The following is a 16,515-nucleotide window of genomic DNA, read 5'->3' as shown; positions in this document are numbered from 1 at the left end:
CCAGTGCACTTCCAGCCTTATGATACAGCCGGGCATCTGTCGGGTAATTGATCGCTTTTTCCTGCACCGTGCTATCCACGTTTACTGCTGTGAGCGATGTCTTTGATACGGTCTGCGTGGCAATTCCTGCTACCACCGTTAGACTTAACATGAATTCACAGCCTGCTTCGCCTATGCGGTCACGAAATCTCGTCATCTGGCTGGGATCGATTGGCAATTCGTGGCGAAAGTATTCTTCTCCACAGATGTATTGCCAATAGGGATTCTCCACCCAGCGTTCCACCACCGTTTCATCCGATTCGTTGAAAGTGTGCTTCAGGTAGTGCAGCCCTACCATCAAGCGGATCGGAATAGCTGGGCGGCCTTCATCTGAATACAGTCGGTCAAACCGCTCTTCTACTACAGACCAGTCAATCTTCCCTGCCAGGCGATACAGCTCGTGGCGCTGGTCCAACATCTGCTCCAGTCTCATGCGAAAAAGATCATCACAGGGGGTGGGTTCTTGCTTCTTTGGCTTCATCAATTCACCAGAAATTAGGGGTCAATAGTATTAATTCCGGCAAATTCCATACCTTTTGAGTATCCCTCAATGCCAATATTTATGCTAGTTTCTATAGTATTTCAGGGGCGACTATCTATATTGCCGCTGCGATGTTAAAAACAGGCAGAAAATGCTCATTTTTCAGATATAAACTCTACTTCTTTCGCCTGTTTCTGCCTCTCATTGACTGCCTTGAATACGTTTCTCAGCAACCTGCTAAACCTAAAACCGCTTTTAGGTTAAATACAATTCTGGAGCACATTGACTAGTCAGCCAATTTTTTTAACTCTGTCTGAGCTTGCCGATAATCCGGATAAATACTCTCGACTATGTTCCAAAATGCTGCAGAATGATTCATTTCGATAAGGTGAGATAATTCATGCGCTACCACATAATCCACCAGGGAAAGTGGCAACTGTATTAACCGCCAGTTGAGGCATACTGTCCCATTTGAACTACAGCTTCCCCAGCGCGTTCGCGCACTGGATAATCTCACTTTCGGCAATGGCACACCCAATTTGTCTGCATAGAGCGCCACCCGCTCACTCATGTACGCCTTCGCTTGTTTACGATACCAAGTCATCACGAATTTCTCGATTTGACAGGAAGTTAACGATGCAATTTGCTGGGTTATTTCCTGAATTTGATCTGTTTTATTGTCTTGTAAAACCAGTTGCAGCTTTTCTGATTTAGACAATGCCAATCGATAGGGATCGCCCAACAACCAGAATGTACTATCCAGACACCACTGAGGCTGGATAATTTTTTTCTCTTTCCACGCATCCAGATTTTTGATGACCCATGCAGCTTTACTGTGTAGTACTCGCTCAATGCTGCTGAGAGTCGCTTGCGAAGGGACGCTAACAGTTAAACCATCTCGGTTGATTCTCAGCCCAACCGTTTTTCGGTTACGACGGATAAGCGTGTAACCGATTGTCCTGTCAGCCAGCGTGATGCTATGAGCTTCATTTTTCAGCGTCTTTGAGCGACTCGTTTGAGATCGAAACAAATTGTCCATCACCCCCTTCTTTCCCAAAACAGCTGATACGCGACACCTCAGTTTCTATCCATGCTTGTACACGTGCATTAAGCTCATCAGGCTCCATCCCCGTTGGATCAACCGGCTTACCGATACTTACCGTAATTGTTCCAGGATATTTGACAAATGAATTTTTCCCCCAAAATTCTCCAGCATTGTGCGCAACTGGCACAACCTGTGCACCGGTATGGGTTGCGAGCCACGCGCCACCTATCTTGTATTTACCCGTCTTACCTGGAGGAATGCGTGTTCCTTCCGGGAAAATGACGATCCAGAAATTCTGTTCTAATCTTTCTTTACCCTGCTCAACAATTTGTTGTAAAGCCGCTTTACCCGAACTACGATCAATTGCGATCGGATTGGTCATTGCCAGTCCCCAGCCAAAAAATGGAATGCGCAATAACTCTTTTTTAAGCACCCATACCTGAGGAGGAAAAATTTGTTGTAATGCCAGAGTTTCCCACGCTGATTGATGCTTCGATAGCACAATACTTGGCCGATCAGGAATATTCTCAGCACCAATCACACGATAATGCAGACCACAGATTACCCTTAGCAGAAACAACATGATGCATGTCCAGCCATAAGTCATCTTATAACGATAATGCGGAGTAAGCGGATAACAGGCGAGCGTGATCAATGCATAGGGAGGAGTAATGATGATCTGTAATAAAGTGTAAAACAGTGAGCGCAATACAGCCAGTATCATATTTTCTTCACCAATGCATCAACGACTGATGCCAGATCGGCAAAAATTTGTGTACCTTCTGGGAGGTTATTATTCGCATGAGTCATTTCACCTTTTCCAGTGAGCACTAAAATCGGAATAGCATCTACCGCGACCGCTGCCTGCAAATCCCTCAATGAATCTCCAATAGCAGGAACGCCTTTGAGATCCGTACTATAACGTTGCATGATTTCCTGGAACATGCCTGTTTCTGGTTTACGACAATGACATTTATCCTGCTGGGTATGTGGGCAGAAGAAAAGCGCATCAATGCGTCCCCCCGCGTGGTGAACAGCTTTGAACATCTTGTCATTGATTGCATTGAAAGTGGCCATGTCAAGCAGCCCGCGCCCGATACCAGACTGATTAGTCGCAACGATCACGCGATAACCTGCATGGGTAAGTCGTGAGATGGCTTCCAAGCTACCTGGTAGGGGTTTCCATTCATCCGGTGATTTGACAAAAGTTTGACTGACCTCATTGATTACACCATTACTATCAAGGATGATCAGTTTCATTTTAGCTCGCCAATCTGGAAATATCGGCCACTCGATTCATCACCAGCTGAAGTTTTTTAAGTAAAGCCAGGCGATTGTTACGCAGCATGTCATCATCGGTATTGACCATGACATGATCAAAAAAAGCATCAACCGGTGCCTTTAATGCTGCCAGGATTTGCAGGGCAACCGTGTAATCCTTCTCATGGAATGCCTTATCCACCTTATCTTTCAGCTCGATTAACGCTTGATATAACGCCTGCTCGGCAGGCGCCTGCAAAAGTTCAACGTCTACTTGCGAGCTGATAGCAGCGCTAACCTTTTTAAGGATATTACTCACACGCTTATTGGCAGCAGCAAGACTGGCTGCCTCTGGTAAAGCGGCAAAAGCACGAATAGCGGCAAGTCGTTTTGGAATATCATTCAAATGTTGAGGATGGAGCGCCAACACTGCATCCACTTCTTGCGCACTATAACCCTGCTCACGCAAACTTACGGCCAGTCGATCATAGATAAAATCTGATAATTGCCCGCTCACCTCTGCAGATATCTCATGCCGGACATTTTTCTGATGAACCTTCTCCTCAGCATAAGCAGTTGGCGTCTCAGCTACTGTCCGCTGTGCCCATTGCTCTGCAATACGTTCATCCTGGAGAATTTCTATGACTCGCTCAAGTAGTCTATTCATTTCAAGCGGCAGGTCCTTTTCAACAAGGATACGAATCACACCCAAGGCATGACGACGCAGCGCAAAGGGATCTTTATCTCCAGTGGGTAGCTGCCCGATAGCAAACAGATTGATCAAAGTTTCAAGCTTATCCGCCAAAGCCACGCAAACACCAACCAGATTACGTGGCAGTGAATCGCCCGAAAAGCGCGGTTTGTAGTGATCTTCTATCGCATAGGCAATAGCATCGCTCAAGCCCTCGTGCTGAGCATAATAACGCCCCATAATGCCCTGCAACTCGGGAAATTCTCCAATCATGTCCGTTAACAAATCCGTTTTAGCTAATCGCGCTGCTTGCTCTGCTTGTTCTGCCAGAATATTTCCACCCAATATTTGCCCGATTTCGCATGCAATGGTACGTACATATTCAATGCGCAAACCTAGTGTGCCTAGCTGATGATGGTAAATCACCTTGTCCAGCCCAGGAATGCGCGAAGCCAATGTATTCTTCCGGTCCTGGTCAAAGAAGAATTTTGCATCAGCCAAACGCGAGCGGACGACCCGTTCATTGCCATCGACGACAAAATGAGTATCTGCTGGGCAAATGTTCGCTACAATCAGAAATGTATTTGCCAGTTTTCCATCACTATCCAGCAACGGGAAGTATTTCTGATTTGCTTTCATCGTCAGAATGAGGCATTCCTGTGGTACTTCAAGAAACTCTAATGGAAATTTCCCTATCAGTACTTTGGGATGTTCTACTAGCGCCGTCACCTCATCCAGTAATGCCTCATCCTGAATAAGCTGCAAATTTTCTTTGGCTGCAGCAGCAGAAAGCTGATTCGAGATCCGGGTACGGCGTTCGGTAAAACTGGCAATAACCGCACCTTCTGTTTCCAGTTGCTGGCTATAACTATCCGCTTCCCTGATTACGATAGGATGGATGCTTGCTTCGAAGCGATGGCCTTGTGTCACATTGCTGGCAATCAAACCCAGCACGCTCACAGGAACGACTTCTGCACCATGCAGCGCGATCAATCTATGGGCGGGACGCACAAAATTGACGCCCTCCCAACCATCTGCGAGCTGATAAGTCATCGCTTTGGGAATGGGTAATTGTGCAATAGCATCATCAATCGCTTGTTGCAGCCCATCAACAAGCACAACACCCGGCACAACACGCTCCAGAAAAAGCGTTTCAGACTTGCCCTCCATAGCCCGCGTCAGTTGCGAAACAACAAATGCTTCCACGCCTAGACTACTCAATTTCTTGACCAAAGCCGGCGTAGCTCGCCCTTCCTGGTCCAAACCAACCGAAACGGGCATTAACTTGGTCGTCACGGCCTGATCAGGGGCTTGCACCAAAACATGAGTAATATGAGCAGCAAGTCTACGTGGCGTTGCATATGCGGTCACCACCGCATCAGGCATGGCTAAATTCTGGCTTTTCAGGCTATTTAGCAATGATTCAGCAAAATGAGCGCTCAGCTTATGCAATGATTTTGGTGGTAGCTCTTCGACCAGCAGCTCTATGAGTAGATTTCTTGGTATCATGCTCACCCTGCTTTCTTGGGTATTTGCGCCACCCACTCACGCGGCGCCAGCGGAAAAGAAGGCTGCAAGCGTTCACGACTATCGTAATAAGCCTGTGCGACTCGCCGCGCCAGATTGCGAATACGCGCGATATAGGCCGCACGTTCGGTGACCGAGATGGCTCCTCGAGCATCCAGCAAATTGAAGCTATGTGCCGCTTTCAGTACTTGTTCATAGGCAGGTAGCGGCAATTGTTTTTCCATTAGATCATTAGCTTGTTCTTCATATTCACCGAAAGCGAGGAAAAGGAATTCAGTATCGCTGCATTCAAAATTATAAGTCGATTGCTCAACTTCATTCTGATGATAAACATCACCATAGCTGAGTCCTTCAGTCCAGGTTAAATCAAAAACATTCTCCACCCCTTGCAGATACATAGCGAGTCGCTCTAGCCCATAAGTAATCTCACCGGTAATCGGCCTGCAATTGATACCCCCAACTTGCTGAAAATAAGTAAACTGCGTTACCTCCATGCCATTCAACCATACTTCCCAGCCTAGTCCCCAAGCCCCAAGCGTTGGATTTTCCCAATCGTCTTCAACCAATCTGACATCATTCAACTTCAAATCTAAACCTAATGTCTGAAGCGAACCAAAATACAAGTCCAGAATATTTTGCGGAGCAGGTTTTAGCACAACCTGATATTGGTAATAATGCTGCAAACGATTCGGATTATTACCATAACGACCATCCTTAGGGCGGCGCGATGGTTGCACATACGCTGCACGCCACGGCTCCGGTCCCAGTGCACGCAGAAAAGTAGCGGTATGACTTGTGCCTGCGCCAACTTCCATGTCATAAGGCTGTAATAGCGCACAACCTTGTTTGCTCCAGTAATGCTGGAGCGTCAGAATCATATCCTGAAATGTCATTATAGGCATGTAAGAGTTAGCTCAGAACTGTTTTGTTGATTACGGCAAGTATTTTACAGGGTTTTACGTTTCCTATAAAAAAAGACTGATAGCCACCCCATGATCAACAGTAAGCCAGCCAATCCTAATACCAGCCCATTGCCAAAACGTACGTACGGCGTAGCGCCCGAATAACCTTGTGCAACCCCATGTAAACCAGCGGTTGTAAACATTTCCAATTGCTGCATGACATTGCCGCGTTGATCAATGATGGCAGTAACACCCGTATTGGTGGCACGCAACATGTATCGTCCTGTTTCCAAGGCACGCATCTGTGAGATCTGCAAGTGCTGCCAAGGGCCGATAGAACGCCCAAACCAGGCATCATTGCTGACATTGACAAGCAATGATGCCTCGGGTAACTGCATGATGATTTCTTCCCCGAACACATCTTCATAGCAGATATTGATTGCCACCCTTTGTCCAGCCAGATGTAAAGGCTGCTGATCGAGTGACCCGCGTAGGAAATCTGATAAAGGAATATTCAACACCTGGATGATCCAGTCAAATACGAGCTTTAACGGGATATATTCCCCAAATGGCACAAGATGGTGTTTCCGATAACGTTGTTCAGGAGATACACCCAGGCTGAACATGGTATTGTAGTATTCACTTCTGTCCGACGATACTGATTCAGCCATGCCGATCAGCACATCGCCATCATTTGTTCCCGCATGCGCGGCAAGCTCAGACAAGTAATCAAGTGGCACATCTTCGTGAAACAGCGGAATCGATATTTCTGGCGTCACAATCAACTGACTGTTACTTTCCCCGATAAGCTTAGCATAAGTATCCATAGTCGTTATGAGGTGATCCTCTCGCCATTTTAGATCCTGGGGAATATTTCCCTGTAATAAACTTACCTTCAAGGCATCCCCTTGGGGTTGAGTCCAGTTTATCCACTGTAGTCCCAGGCCTATTGCCCAGATACCACTCAGAAAGAATAAAAATCGCCATGCACGCCTTTGCTCAAACCAGCCTGATAGCCAGCCAGCACTCACAACCAGCAGTAGCGAAATACCATAGACACCCACTACTGGAGCAAAACCTGCGAGAGGGCTATATGGAGCCTGCGAATAACCGGCTGCTAGCCAGGGAAAACCAGTAAACAAGGTACCACGCAACCACTCTGATAACATCCATAACGACGCAACCATCCATGGCCAAATAGCTGGCGCAGCAGTGCGCAATCTTACCGAAATCCACCCAGTGAATGCAGGAAACAACGAGAGATAAGCACAGAGCAGGATCAAAGCCAATACAGCCAATGGCATCGGCATACCGCCAAAATCATGCAGACTGACATAAATCCAGGTTACACCTGCACCAAACATCCCCATGCCGAAAGAAAAACCCAGCATTGCAGCACTTAAAGGCTTTACACTCTTACGCCAGAAATAGATCAGTAACGCCAGGGTAACTAAGGGGATTGGAAAAAAATAAAACGGTGCAAACCCTAGAACAGTAAGCGCACCTGACAGGAAAGAAATGATTATTTTTAAATTAATTTGGTTCAATTCGGATCACTAAGCAAAAAAGATCTCAAATGATTTCGAGCAACGAGGGTATAAAATAAGAAACTACAACCTGGCTAACTCCATGATCAGCTTGAATGGCAAGTAAAGCAAGGCCAGCACAATCAATATATAGGCAATAAACAAGACGGGATTTTTCTTCATACTATCTAATACCGTTTTGTTTTTGCCTTCTCTTTTGAGTCGGACGTATTCTTCCCTGATCCGTATTGAACGTGCTTCCTGATAAGCATCAAGTAACTCTTTTGCTTCCCGGAATTGATTATCATCCTTTACCCAGAGAGCTGGCATTGAAACACCCCAATTGCCAGCAGATGTTTCATAGTAATCAATATGATGGTTGATCAGTAACTCGCGCACTTCTTCTGCTTCATCATCTGGAACGTTTCGTAGTTTAAACAATATCTTTGCCATTTATTCAATTATGATCATTATGACGTGATTTGTAATGAATCTATCTATGTGATGCTATGATTATGTTTTTTCTTGTGTCAAGTCCAAAATAAATATGAATAGTTTTTCAAGATAAGCTTGGTTGATGAAAAAATCTATTTTAATCACTGGTTGCTCCAGCGGCATTGGTTATTGTGTCGCCCATGCATTACACAAACGAGGCTATCGCGTATTCGCCACAGCGCGACGGCAGGAAAGTGTCGAAATGTTATTAGCTGAAGGGCTGGAAAGCCTTCGTCTAGATTTAAATGATCCAGATTCGATTCAGCAAGCATTTGAAGAAATCATGCATCGCACTCATGGTCAATTGTATGCCCTGTTCAATAATGGCGCCTATGGTTTACCGGGAGCAGTTGAAGATTTAAGTCGCGATGCCTTACGCGCACAATTCGAAACCAATGTTTTCGGCTGGCTAGAGCTGACAAATCTTGTGTTGCCCATCATGCGCAAGCAAGGTTATGGTCGAATTATCCAGAATAGTTCCGTGCTTGGTTTTGCAGCCATGCCATTTCGCGGCGCCTACAATGCTTCCAAATATGCCATCGAAGGATTGAGCGATACGCTTCGTCTTGAGTTGATGGGTACTCAAATCTTTGTAAGCTTGATCGAGCCAGGTCCGATTGCTACTCAATTCCGAGCTAACGCGCTTAAGGCATTACAAAAATATATCGATATAGACAATAGCTTCCATGGTGAAAAATACCTCAGGGTATTGAATCGACTCAACAAGCAAGGGCCAGCCGTTCCGTTCACACTGCCGCCCGAGGCTGTACTTCAAAGAGTCATTCATGCACTTGAAGCGCACAACCCTCAACCGCGTTATTACGTTACTTTCCCCACCTATTTATTTGGTTTCCTCAAACGCATTTTAAGTATTCGCTTATTGGATAGACTACTTGTCAAGGCTGGAAATAATAATTAATTCTCGGTTTTTGAAATAGCACAAGCAGAAACCAAGAGAAAAAGCTCATCTGTGCTTATGGGAATGATAGGCATGTCTGCCCATCTCTTAACTGAAGGGAAATGAAGCAAAGTGCAAGGAGAGCGCTTGAGATTAGCCTGGAAAAAGCTATCAAGAAAAAACGCTAACCAGAGAGCGTATGTTCTCTGGTTAGCGATATGTTATGGTTAAAATTCTTATACTTAATTAACTTCTCAACTATTGGATAGGATTACGCTGCTTGTCAGTCAATCCTGCACTCCATTCGCTTGGCAGGTTTTGTACCCAGCCATTATAGACAATGGGCAGTGGCAACACGCCCTGACCACCAAATCCAGCCAGATTGCTGACGGTATCATCTTTTGGCACACCCTTATCAGCCACCATGGAAACCGAACCGGCGATCTCAGCATCATCCAATTTGCCATCACCATTTGGATCGGGATCAACAACGATCAGACGGTTGGAGAACTTGCTGGAAACATAAGCATAGTAACCACCGCCTTGTTTGGCACCAAAGTTTGCCCCATGGCAGCCAGGATCACATGACAGCATTTTAACGATCTTATTAGTAGTCGTATCAGTGATGACAATCTGTCCACCCATCGAAGCAGTTACCATTACTTTGCCATCCGGTGATACTGGAGTCTGAATCGGAAGCACGCCAACGGCGACTACTCCGTTGCCATCCTTATCCGCAAATTCACCGGTAATTGGATTGTAATCAGCAATCAAATTGATAGTGTTTAACAGTGCACCATTGTTGCCATCCAACACACTAATGCTGTGATGCAGCAAATTCGCAGCATAAACCCTACTGGAATCAGGCATCATACCGATGGCAATCGGGTGTGGTACAGGTGCACCCCCACCTGTTTGTGTTCTGACTACGATTTGGCCTGTTTCTGTATCATAAATACCGGCATCACCGGTATTGACATTAGGCGTAATGATGCGTTTTCCATCGGCAGAAATCCAGTGCCCATGTGGGTTAGCCGGGGCCTGTCCATGCTGTTGGGTCGGCATCATGTAATCCACCTCGGTAGTACCGACAGGCATGCGGACTACGCCATTCTCACCATGAATCGCTATAGTCACATCGTCCGTAGTAGGAAGAGTCATAACATGCGAAGGCGTATCCCCAACGTGGATATTTTTGATCAATTTACCTGTTTTTTGATCGATCAAAGTCAGTTTGGTATCAAACCACTGAGTAGCATAAACGACTGAATGATCGCGATTAGCCCACATGTTATGTGGATTATTCATATTGATTTGAGGTAGTGCAATTTTCCGTTTGAGTGTCCAGTCACTGGTATCCAGAACGGTAATAGCGCCGGGTTTGGTTTTACCAGCTGTCTTCTCAAACTGAGTGTCGACCCATACTTCACCTACACCCGGTGTAGCCGGTTTAGATAATGATGTCAGTTGAACATCCTGACCATACCTTGCTTCAAGAACCTCCACCAATGAGAGTTTGCCCGCATCAGTTACAACATCCACATTGGGATAGGCTACGTGCCAAGGATTGGTAGAGGTGAAATCTCGCCAATTACTCGGTGTGGTGGCAATAAAGAAGGTACTTACTAAACGGGTTGCCAAGTCACTGCTGGTAGGCAAGTCTTTGATACCTGATACCAGATCGATAGTATTACCGAGATCCAATCCATCTGTTTTAGGGTCATCAACAATGACTGCTGCGAACATGAATGGGTGAATCTTGCAGGTAAATACATATAAGCCAGGCACATTGAGTTGTACTATACCACCACCCCGGTAAGCTTTAGTCTCGTCAATAGGAATCATAAAATGATCTCCGCCATGATCATTTTTCCCTGCATCGCTCGGCCACAGAAGATTGGTAACGGTATGTACACCGTTGGTGTCGGACATGATGAAATGAACACTGCTGCCTGGAGGAATAATTTCCAGTGATTTAGTGTGGGTCACAGGGCTTAATGCATTTCCTCGCGCACTTCTAAACCAGCTACCTGGTTCGTCCGACATAATGAAGGTAACCAGACCCGGTTCATCACTATCGTTCAAAAATATTTTGCCACGGGGAGAGGCACCAGCGATGCTGTCGCCTGTCTCACCCGATCCAGCTGCAACTACATGGAATTTGCCATTCATGCCGGATTGCATATGTGACATCACATGACAGTGATATTGCCAGACACCTGGCCCCACACCTGTTCCAGCTTTAATGGTAAAAGTATGGCTACTATGAGGGCTGCTCATCAATTTAACATCGATGATATTTGATGAAGCTGTATTGCCATTATTGGTCGAATCAGGCCAGCGATGTGCATGTAAATGGAAAGTATGAGCATGACCAACTGCAAGAACGTGGAAGCGCACAAGCTGATTCTCAACTGCACCCAAAGTCGGGTTAGTCCACAACGGTTTTTGTGTGCCATCCGCACTGATTTCGGCTCCCCAGAAGGTTGAGCCAACCATGAACATAACGAACTCTTTGTTTAGTTGATCGCGCTTGACAGCAGTTAGCGTCCCATCACCATCGAGAAAGCTTTGCACCTTCCCACTTGGATCATCCACTACAATGGCGCCAAATAATCCCAGTAATGCTGACTTCTCATCACCATAGGGGAAAGTACCCACTTTATCGGCGTTAAATCTATAATTCCTTGTCTGTTTCGGTAAAATGGATATAGCATTACCGACGGATAATCCACCAACATTGAATCCAACTTTGATATTGGTATTGTTTGTGAGTTGAATATTAACGACATCCCCTCCCTGTACAAACAAAGTGGGACCAGGAATAACTGCGTCGGCTGGATAATTTGGCGCAGCACCATCAGTGGTATGGCTGATCATTTTATAACCATATTGCCCATTAGGAAGTGTTTCGGCTGATAATATGATGTTATGCGAGGCTGCCAGCGTAATCGAGGAAAACAGCCATGTTGTAATAAACAATATAATTGCTGTAATGGTTTTCATTTTTTTTCCATAAATATGTGAACTCATATTTCCTTTCATTAGAAATTGACCTTAATGAGCGACGACAAAATCGCCTTTCATGCCGAGTAATACGCTTGAGAAAGCTGTATCCATATAGCTTGAAGAATGAGTTGCATTAACTACAAATACATGTTTTTCAAGAGGGCCTATCGCTTTTGTATTGATCTGATTAACTGTCCCTGGATCCACCCATGTGTAGTCATTAAGTTGAAATTGATGGAAATTGGTACCCAATGCAAGTACATGGAACCTGACATCGCTATCTCTTTCTGCCGTCAGGGTAGGATTAACCCATAGAGGTGTGTGTTGGCCTGTCGTGTTATTGGTTTCCATCCCTACAATAGCGTCATCAACAATGTAAAGTACAAATTCCTTTTTAATGTTATTCATTGCAGCAGATGCAGGATTCACGATAAGCGCCCCAAAGAGTCCTCTATCTTCAGCACCATTATGGCTATCCATATTGTGATCATGATAGGGCCATGTGCCGGCGGTGCCGAGTGCAGCATGCCAACGGTAAATATATGACACGACAGGGGTAGCACTTTCATCTTTGTACAGATTGATATATTTCAACGTACCATCGCTGTCTTTATCGTAGTGAACTCCATGCACATGTATGCTGACTTGATTATGCTTAGAATTTTCCCGATCAGGATTAATTTGATACATGAGCTCGATTTCAACTTCATCACCTTCGGTAATAATAATGGTCGGCCCTGGAATCGTAGCTGCATTGCTATAGCGGGAAGTTATATTGCTTGCGCTACCATCTTGACCGATAATTTCATAATGCATCATGCGATAAGCAAAATAACCCCCTGCCATCTCTTCAGCAAACATGCCGATGCGATGAAGATTTCCTGCTAATACGCTGTTTATCAAAAACAACAAGGATATGGCAAACAACATCCTTGACCAAATAGTTGACATTAAGCGAAAATTGCATTTCTTTTTATGCGATAAGCTTAAATTACCTGCAAGAGACTCTGCAGCGAATATCCTCCTCATACTTATCCTCCCTCCGTTTCAGTGTAGTTAAAATAAAATCCCGCGGTAAAGTAGCATTTAAGAACTTACAAATGACATACACATATTGAAAAAATATCTTGAAATAAGAAAAATAAAAAAGTATCCGAGTAAAATCATGCCGCCAAATTACGAGCATGTTTTTGAGCGTGATCGCTTATTTAAACTAGTTGAGCAAAGAAAGATGATTAAGATGATCTGGGTGAATGGGGCGCCTGGATCTGGCAAAACTGTTTTTATCGCCAGCCTGCTAAAGAAACAGCAAGCATCCTTTCTTTGGTATCGAATCGATATCGGTGAGAATAATTTTGCCGATATCTTTTATTTTCTGGCATTAGCCGCGCAAAAGAACTATCCCAGGCAGAAGCTTAAATTGCCTGTTTTTACTTCTGAATATGCCGATGATGTAGAAAATTTTGCGCACGTCTTTTTTCGCGAGCTTTTTGCTTTACTTACTCAGGAATCAGCCATTGTTCTGGATAATTGTCAAGAATTGGAAAAGGATGCCATTTTTCTCCGCCTGTTACAAATTGCCATAAATCAGTTGCCAGATGGCATGCAATTGATCTGTATCAGCAGAAATCATCTCAGTGCTGCACTTAAACGTTTGCACCTGAATAATGAGTTATTAGAGATAGGTGACATTGAGTTACAGTTCAATGAGCTGGAAAGCTATGCATTCATGAAATGGCTAAATCCGCAGCTGGAGGATCATCAGATCCATCATATCCAGTCAAAAACACAAGGTTGGGCTGTCGGTATGGTGCTGATGGCAAGACAATTCGCTACCCCCGGCTTCCCTGGGGATTTTAGTCCCACTGAAAATATTTTTCATTATCTGGCTTCGGAAATACTTGCACATTTACCTAAGGAATTACATGCGTGCTTAGTAGCCAGCGCATTGTTTACCCAATTCACAGCAGAAATGGCTACGCATCTGACCGGGTGCCGCCAGACCAGCTCCCATCTCGATGAGCTGGTCTCTAAAAACTTTCTGATTGAGCGCACTGCCAGTTCCACTCCCGCTTATCGCTTTTATCCACTGTTCAGAGATTTATTGCTGACCCAGGCCGATACACTATTTACTCCGGAGAATTGGCAAGAATTGCAGTATAAGGCAGCTGCGATACTGGTCAAACAGGGTAATTCTGCTGAGGCTACGCTGCTTTATCAGAAATTACAGGATTGGCCGTCATTGAAAACATTGCTATTGCAACAGGCTGAACAATTAATCAATTCAGGACGATATCACACTCTCAATCAATGGATGAAAGCATTGCCGAGCGAATATCTAGATACGGATGCCTGGTTGAATTATTGGCATGCTGCAGCATTGAAACCAACGGAGCCTCTATTGGCGGAACAGCGGCTGGAAGAAAGTTATCAGAAATTTGTTATAAATCATGATGTCAAAGGTATTTATTCTGCCTGGGTAGCCGCAGTTGAATCGATTGCGATCAGTTGGGATGATTTTTCCAAACTAAAGGTTTGGATGAGCCGTTTCGATGAAATACTCAAGCGATATGCCTGCCCGTCGATCGAATTAAGAATTCAGTTTTATGCAACGGCAGTAAATAGTTTTTCAGTCTATAACCCTCAACATCCTTGGTTACAGAATTTGATTAGAGTATGTGAACGAGTGTTCCGTTTTATTCCGATCAAGACATCGAAGATATTGCTGAGCATACAATTGGCGCAGTATTACATATTTAATTATCAATTATCTAAACTGAATACAGTTGCGCCCTTCTTGGAATTAGCTCTGGAAGATGAGGACTTATCCGTTATGGTTAGAATCATGAGTGCCTATCTATTAGTGATTCAAGGTTTATTGACGGCCGATACCGTCAAAGGGCTCAAATACACCCATAAAGGATTGGAACTATCGAAGAAATCAGGTATTCATTTATTTGAAAGAGCACTGCTTATCAATATTGTTGGTTGTCATATCAATGACAGTGATTTGATTAGTGCTGAAAATGCTCTGCAGAAAGCAATTCAATCTAGGAATAATCGTCAGCGTATACCTGTTTTGATGCATTATTCTTATGTTGTGTGGCTAGCCGCTTTAGCTGGGGACCTGCAATATGCCTTAGAACAAAATCAACAGGCACTGCAGTTGGCAGAATTGATTCACTTTAAAATCGCTTATGTCGCCTTTTGGTCACTTGAAGTGCAAATACTCGCTGAACTGTCGCAGTGGCAAAAAGCAGAGCAAATGCTTTCTTTGCTTGCCGCAGCAACAGCAAAGGATATTACTAACAAACATAATCAGATCCAGTATTATGTTGCCGATGCTTGGTTAGCGTATTTACAACAAAATCAGCGTCGTACGCTCGCAGCCATAAAAGAGCTATTACGAATCATGCATACTGAAAAAGCTTTTACTTTTTTCGGATGGCGCCCAAAGGTTTTGACACCCTTGTGTTTATTAGCCATCGAGAACAGTATTGAAGAAGAATTTGCTGTATGTTTACTAAAGCAACTCCGGCTGCTGGTTTCTCCACCTTTGTATCTCGAGAAATGGCCTTGGCCGGTACGAATCTATAGTTTTGGTTCGTTAGTGATTCAGGTCGAGGGTAAACAGCTCGAGCAATCCGGCAAAAGCCAAAAGAAAATACTTGAATTGCTGGAGGCACTAATCATATTGGGTGGTCGAAATGTTCATTACATTCAACTCACTGATATATTATGGCCTGATGTTGATGGTGACTTGGCCAGACAGTCGCTGGAAACAGCGCTGCACCGGTTACGCAAACTCCTTGGCAAGGAAGCCGTAATATTAAGTTCTGGCCTAATTTCCCTTAATAGCAGTTATTGCTGGTTAGATTTGTGGGTGTTTGAAGCGACTGTAGATAAGTTGGAGCAAGCTCTTAATGATGGACAGCAGTCTGAGATCATTAAATTAACTGACCGGCTGTTGAAACTCTACCGAGGCACATTTCTGAAAAACTTCGATTCGGGACCAGGAATATTAAAACAATACCAATTATTGAATAAATTATCCCGCATGCTGGATTTGTCCATAAATTTCCATGAAAAGAACGGAGAATATGACCGCGTTTGTTTGTTATTAACCAAAGGAATAGAACTAAAACCCCTGACGGAAGCATATTATCGACAGCTAATGTCTCATTATATCAGGCACGAGCAGTTTGACCAGGCATTGCAGACTTATCATCAGTGCCATCGGGTTTTATTTGAAGGATTTAAAGTTCGGCTTTCTAATGAAATTCTTGAGCTTGCCAAGCAATTAAAAAGAGGGAAGCAATAGTCATTTTATTTTCAAATCAAGAATATCTTGAGTATTTTCACTGACTCAATATCTATCAATTCAGCTTGCAAACGCACCATGTCAAGCAGAAATGGATACATTAGATGTTTAGTCCCACGGTGTACTGGAGTAACATATAGTCAATTATCGAGGGATATATTATGGGACAGGTACTGCATGGAAGCGCCCGTACGACAGAGGTGGTGCGTCGAGCGATACAACATAGTCAAGAGAGCCTGAAAGCATTGGCAAAACGCCACGGAATTAACGAGAAGACCGTGGCGAAATGGAAGAAGCGGTCATTTGTTCACGATGCGGCGA

At 44.4% G+C, this 16,515-nt stretch carries 13 protein-coding genes; 3 read left to right on the top strand and 10 right to left on the bottom strand.

Features of this window, described 5'->3' with window-relative positions:
* From BLV54_RS12025 to BLV54_RS11990, 8 genes are all read right to left on the bottom strand, one after another.
* Positions 1–520 (bottom strand): transposase (locus BLV54_RS12025; RefSeq protein WP_143032503.1); only part of this gene is annotated, 520 nt, incomplete at its 3' end.
* Positions 521–806: 286 nt separating this feature from the next.
* Positions 807–1,559 carry a M48 family metallopeptidase gene (locus tag BLV54_RS12020; RefSeq protein ID WP_090571904.1) on the bottom strand — a complete coding sequence of 251 codons (753 nt, stop codon included), beginning with the start codon at positions 1,557–1,559 and terminating at the stop codon, positions 807–809.
* A complete protein-coding gene (locus BLV54_RS12015) occupies positions 1,507–2,289 on the bottom strand; it encodes a lysophospholipid acyltransferase family protein (protein ID WP_176969760.1) in 783 nt (260 codons plus the stop codon). The genes BLV54_RS12020 and BLV54_RS12015 overlap by 53 nt, the downstream gene beginning before the upstream one ends.
* On the bottom strand, positions 2,286–2,825 hold the full coding sequence (gmhB, locus tag BLV54_RS12010; protein WP_090571903.1) for a D-glycero-beta-D-manno-heptose 1,7-bisphosphate 7-phosphatase: 540 nt from the start codon (positions 2,823–2,825) through the stop codon (positions 2,286–2,288). Before gmhB ends, BLV54_RS12015 begins: the two co-directional genes overlap by 4 nt.
* 1 nt (position 2,826) lies before the next feature.
* On the bottom strand, positions 2,827–5,025 hold the full coding sequence (glyS, locus tag BLV54_RS12005; protein WP_176969759.1) for a glycine--tRNA ligase subunit beta: 2,199 nt from the start codon (positions 5,023–5,025) through the stop codon (positions 2,827–2,829).
* 2 nt (positions 5,026–5,027) lie between these two features.
* Positions 5,028–5,945 carry a glycine--tRNA ligase subunit alpha gene (glyQ, locus tag BLV54_RS12000; protein ID WP_090571902.1) on the bottom strand — a complete coding sequence of 306 codons (918 nt, stop codon included), beginning with the start codon at positions 5,943–5,945 and terminating at the stop codon, positions 5,028–5,030.
* A gap of 44 nt (positions 5,946–5,989) precedes the next feature.
* Positions 5,990–7,483 carry an apolipoprotein N-acyltransferase gene (lnt, locus tag BLV54_RS11995; RefSeq protein ID WP_256329445.1) on the bottom strand — a complete coding sequence of 498 codons (1,494 nt, stop codon included), beginning with the start codon at positions 7,481–7,483 and terminating at the stop codon, positions 5,990–5,992.
* A 72-nt stretch (positions 7,484–7,555) separates the two neighbouring features.
* The gene (locus BLV54_RS11990) at positions 7,556–7,924 is read right to left on the bottom strand and encodes a DUF6164 family protein (RefSeq protein WP_090571900.1); all 369 of its coding nucleotides are present in this window, start codon (positions 7,922–7,924) and stop codon (positions 7,556–7,558) included.
* 124 nt (positions 7,925–8,048) lie between these two features.
* Between BLV54_RS11990 and BLV54_RS11985 the strand changes: the two genes are divergently transcribed.
* The gene (locus BLV54_RS11985; RefSeq protein ID WP_090571899.1) at positions 8,049–8,885 is read left to right on the top strand and encodes an SDR family oxidoreductase; all 837 of its coding nucleotides are present in this window, start codon (positions 8,049–8,051) and stop codon (positions 8,883–8,885) included.
* A 237-nt stretch (positions 8,886–9,122) separates the two neighbouring features.
* On the opposite strand, the gene BLV54_RS11980 is transcribed toward BLV54_RS11985, so the two are convergent.
* On the bottom strand, positions 9,123–11,870 hold the full coding sequence (locus BLV54_RS11980; protein WP_256329444.1) for a multicopper oxidase domain-containing protein: 2,748 nt from the start codon (positions 11,868–11,870) through the stop codon (positions 9,123–9,125).
* A gap of 51 nt (positions 11,871–11,921) precedes the next feature.
* Positions 11,922–12,824 (bottom strand): multicopper oxidase domain-containing protein, encoded by a 903-nt coding sequence (locus BLV54_RS11975; RefSeq protein WP_176969758.1) that lies wholly within the window; start codon positions 12,822–12,824, stop codon positions 11,922–11,924.
* 214 nt (positions 12,825–13,038) lie between these two features.
* On the opposite strand from BLV54_RS11975, the gene BLV54_RS11970 reads away from it, so the two are divergent.
* The gene (locus tag BLV54_RS11970) at positions 13,039–16,194 is read left to right on the top strand and encodes an AfsR/SARP family transcriptional regulator (RefSeq protein WP_090571896.1); all 3,156 of its coding nucleotides are present in this window, start codon (positions 13,039–13,041) and stop codon (positions 16,192–16,194) included.
* A gap of 161 nt (positions 16,195–16,355) precedes the next feature.
* A partial coding sequence (locus tag BLV54_RS15665) for a helix-turn-helix domain-containing protein (RefSeq protein WP_143032502.1) occupies positions 16,356–16,515 on the top strand: 160 nt, incomplete at its 3' end.

Origin of the sequence: Nitrosomonas sp. Nm33 (assembly GCF_900107265.1) — a bacterium.
Classification (GTDB): domain Bacteria; phylum Pseudomonadota; class Gammaproteobacteria; order Burkholderiales; family Nitrosomonadaceae; genus Nitrosomonas.
This window is presented reverse-complemented; position numbering and strand designations above follow the sequence as displayed.